The 3,357-nt window shown below is 39.5% G+C and carries 4 protein-coding genes; 1 reads left to right on the forward strand and 3 read right to left on the reverse strand.

What is annotated here, in order from left to right; translation table 11 throughout:
* Window positions 1-296: 296 nt before the first annotated feature.
* Both ACH10T_RS10845 and ACH10T_RS10850 read right to left on the reverse strand, forming a co-directional pair.
* Window positions 297-473 carry a hypothetical protein gene (locus tag ACH10T_RS10845; RefSeq protein WP_394809292.1) on the reverse strand — a complete coding sequence of 59 codons (177 nt, stop codon included), beginning with the start codon at window positions 471-473 and terminating at the stop codon, window positions 297-299.
* A gap of 17 nt (window positions 474-490) precedes the next feature.
* Complete coding sequence (locus ACH10T_RS10850; RefSeq protein ID WP_394809293.1) at window positions 491-982, reverse strand: transposase; 492 nt, start codon at window positions 980-982, stop codon at window positions 491-493.
* Between the two features lie 217 nt (window positions 983-1,199).
* Here ACH10T_RS10850 and ACH10T_RS10855 point away from each other — a divergent pair, with 217 nt between their 5' ends.
* Window positions 1,200-1,421 (forward strand): IS3 family transposase, encoded by a 222-nt coding sequence (locus ACH10T_RS10855; protein ID WP_394809294.1) that lies wholly within the window; start codon window positions 1,200-1,202, stop codon window positions 1,419-1,421.
* Window positions 1,422-1,556: 135 nt separating this feature from the next.
* Here the strand turns inward: ACH10T_RS10855 and ACH10T_RS10860 are convergent, their stop codons facing one another.
* On the reverse strand, window positions 1,557-3,038 hold the full coding sequence (locus tag ACH10T_RS10860; protein WP_394809295.1) for a DEAD/DEAH box helicase: 1,482 nt from the start codon (window positions 3,036-3,038) through the stop codon (window positions 1,557-1,559).
* Window positions 3,039-3,357: the final 319 nt, after the last annotated feature.

Consider the following 3,357-nt stretch of genomic DNA (forward strand, 5'->3'; position numbering starts at 1 on the left):
TAAGTTGTAAAACTTCGATGTGTGATGTGGGTATGAATTAAGTCGTGCACACCTTTGATGTGTGTGTTGAGATAGGGGGCCCCACGGATTGGCCGTTACTGTTTTGTAGAGGGTTTTGCGTTTTTATTATATCTAATTGATTTTATTCAGTTTGTAAAAATAATGGGGGATTTGCGACCCTTTATCTTATATCCCCCTTTTGGCTACCAAATGTTCGCTCTATAGCGTAGCGACTTTGGTTATCAGGCTATTTCGTTGTAATTACCGTTGCGTTAGTGGTTTGTTCTTGACCCGCTTTATCTTGAATACCGTTTTTTTATGCTGCGTAACTTCAAGGCATCGTGATGCCTTTGGCTGCAGTAGGCTTTGTCGGCATGAACGCGGATTGCCGGGTTTGATCCCCGCTTATCAAGCAGTGTCAGTAGTGGCTGGCTGTCATGGCAATTGACGGCAGTCGTCTCAACCGCTATCACTAAGCCACTATCATCGACTACGGTATGTTGCTTATAAAACCAAAGACTGACTTGCCACTTTTCTTGATCCAGCGTGCTTCAGTATCCACGCTAGGTTGCGTAACTTCGACCACGCGCGTGACCGCTTGGAGCATCGGCTTCATCGTCCCGGTCTTCGCGATCGTTAACCACCTCATAGGACGGCTTGCTCTTAGGCTTGCGCTGTGCGTGATGCTCACATCCACATGACATCCTTGGGTTACCATGACGCCGTGCGTCTGTATCTGCCCATTGATTATCGCCAGCAATCCATCCCATGCCGCCAGTGCGATCAGTCGGGTTCTGAAACGGGATAATACCGAATGATCCGGCACATCGTCTTCCAGATTCAAACCCAAAAAACGCATGACGTGCAGATTCGAGTTAGCCATGTCTTCTACCGCTTCATCGCTGAGACCACCAGGCCACAGATTCCTGCTAATAGTATTTTGAATAGCAGTAATCCCGGATAGGCGGACGGCCTGCGGCATCTGCTACAGGGGCATAATGCGGGGCGATTGCTTTTTCTATCGGTGCTCACAATCGATCAGTTGATCGATTTGATTGAGGAAGTTTCCTTTACGAGTGCGGCGGGTGACATCAAACTCCGAGAAACTCATATAAATTATCTCAATAATATGATTATAAAATCTATTATATCATTAGTCACATCTAAAACTACCCCCCCAGCCGTGCAAATCTCTCAGCTTGTATCCTGAATTTGAATGGCTGACAGGCAATATTTATCAAACCAGAGAATCTGCCATTGTCAATACTCATGCTTATATGAGCTGCTACAATACTCAGCATATTCATACAACGATCGACAATATAACGCCAGTAGAATTTAAAAAAAACTTAATAAAGTGCCCGACTTTATTTGACCACACAATCATATCCAGCAAGTCTCCCTTACTTGGATATTCCTAAACATCAATATTTATCCAAATTTTATGGTTTCTTATGTGCAGTTAGTTGTATCGTTCAACTAACTAATAAATAGAATATTTTTTATTTTACGTGGCCTACTATACCCTTATACCGACAAATATATTCTGAGCTTCCCTATTTCTGCTTACTTATTACAGGTGAAATAAATAGTGCAGGAAGTGATCTATTTGAATATTTTTTGAGAACTTCTTTTTTATACAATCCATTTGATTCCAATATTACATCTTTTGTATCCGAATATTTAGATACGTAAGGTTGTGTAAATAAAGGATCTTCATTATTTTTTGAATACTTTGTATTTCTGGATTTAGAGACCATATTTTTTCTAGAGTGGCCGATTGTTTCATTATTTTTTACCAAAAAAGCTTTCTTAGTTTGCTTGGGTAGGACATTATTATTTAATTCTTGCTCGCTAATTGACGTGCCCTGATCTAGAACATTAGATTGCGAATTTCTTAATTCAAATCCTTCTATTTTCTCGATTTTAACTTTTATTCCCAATACTATCTCTATATCAATCAATAAGTTGCTTTCTTCTTGGCTTACTAAAGAAATAGCAAATCCTTTAGTTCCAGCACGGCCTGTTCGTCCAATTCGATGCACATAATCTTCAGGATTATTGGGTAATTCAAAATTAACCACATGTGTTAATTCTTCAATATCCAGCCCTCGTGCGGCAACATCAGTTGCAACAAGCACCGGAACCAGGTTTTGTTTAAAATCAGCCAATGCTTGAGTACGTTGCAGCTGATTTCTATCGCCATGTATTGCTGCACTAGATATACCGCACTGATTCAATCGTTTTGCCAATCGGTCAGCACCTTGTTTAGTTCTCATAAAAACTAATACTTGCTGTAATTTTCTCTGTTTTATCAGAAAAATTAATAATTCCTGCTTTCTTGCGATATCAACTGGATGAACAACATGTGTGATTAACTCACTCACTGAATTTTGTTTTTCAACTTCAATCAATACTGGTTCTTTTAATATTTTACTTGCAAGTTTCTTTATTTCTTCTGAGAAAGTAGCTGAAAACATCAGGTTCTGGCGTTGCTCAGGCAGCAGTTGAATAATTTGTTTTATATCAGGCATAAATCCCATATCTAACATTCGGTCTGCTTCATCTAGTATGAATATTTCCACTTTAGATAATCCCAAAGTCTTTTGCTGAAGATGATCCAACAAACGGCCTGGAGTTGCTACTAAAATTTCTATCCCAGAACGTACGGCATTGACCTGAGCATCGATACCGACTCCACCATAAATTACGGTTGATCTAAGCGTCAAATACTTTCCATAAGTTTTAACACTTTCATGAACTTGTACAGCAAGCTCTCTAGTAGGAACTAAAATTAAAGCGCGAATCGGATGTTTAGCCGGCGACATGCTAGTATTTGCATGAATCTCGAGTCTTCGCAACATCGGAAGGGTAAAACCTGCTGTTTTACCTGTGCCTGTCTGAGCACCCCCCATTACATCGTTACCATCTAGGATCACTGGAATAGCTTGTTCTTGGATTGGGGTTGGTTTTGTATATCCCTGATCAGAGATAGCGCGCAATAATTCGGTCGATAAACCGAGTTGCTCAAATAACATTTTTTTACTACTCCTTAATTACTTTCATAGTTTGATTGTTATTTTCATAATTGAAATTATTAAAAAGGAATCATGTAAAGTACAATATTCACAATTACAATAAACAAAAGAACCCGCACAAAATCTATTGTGCGGGTTCATATGATCATGCGGTCAATTTTACTCAGAGAAATGAATCCTTTGAGAAACAATTGTTTCAGGATAGCTTATAATTAATCCTCATCCTCATCCTCATCCTCATCCTCATCACTCTGAGCTTCATCCTCTCCACTACCACCAACATCCTCTTCTTTCTGTAGTACCAACTTACCTGCTGCCA

This window comes from Nitrosomonas sp., assembly GCF_043753625.1.
Classification (GTDB): domain Bacteria; phylum Pseudomonadota; class Gammaproteobacteria; order Burkholderiales; family Nitrosomonadaceae; genus Nitrosomonas.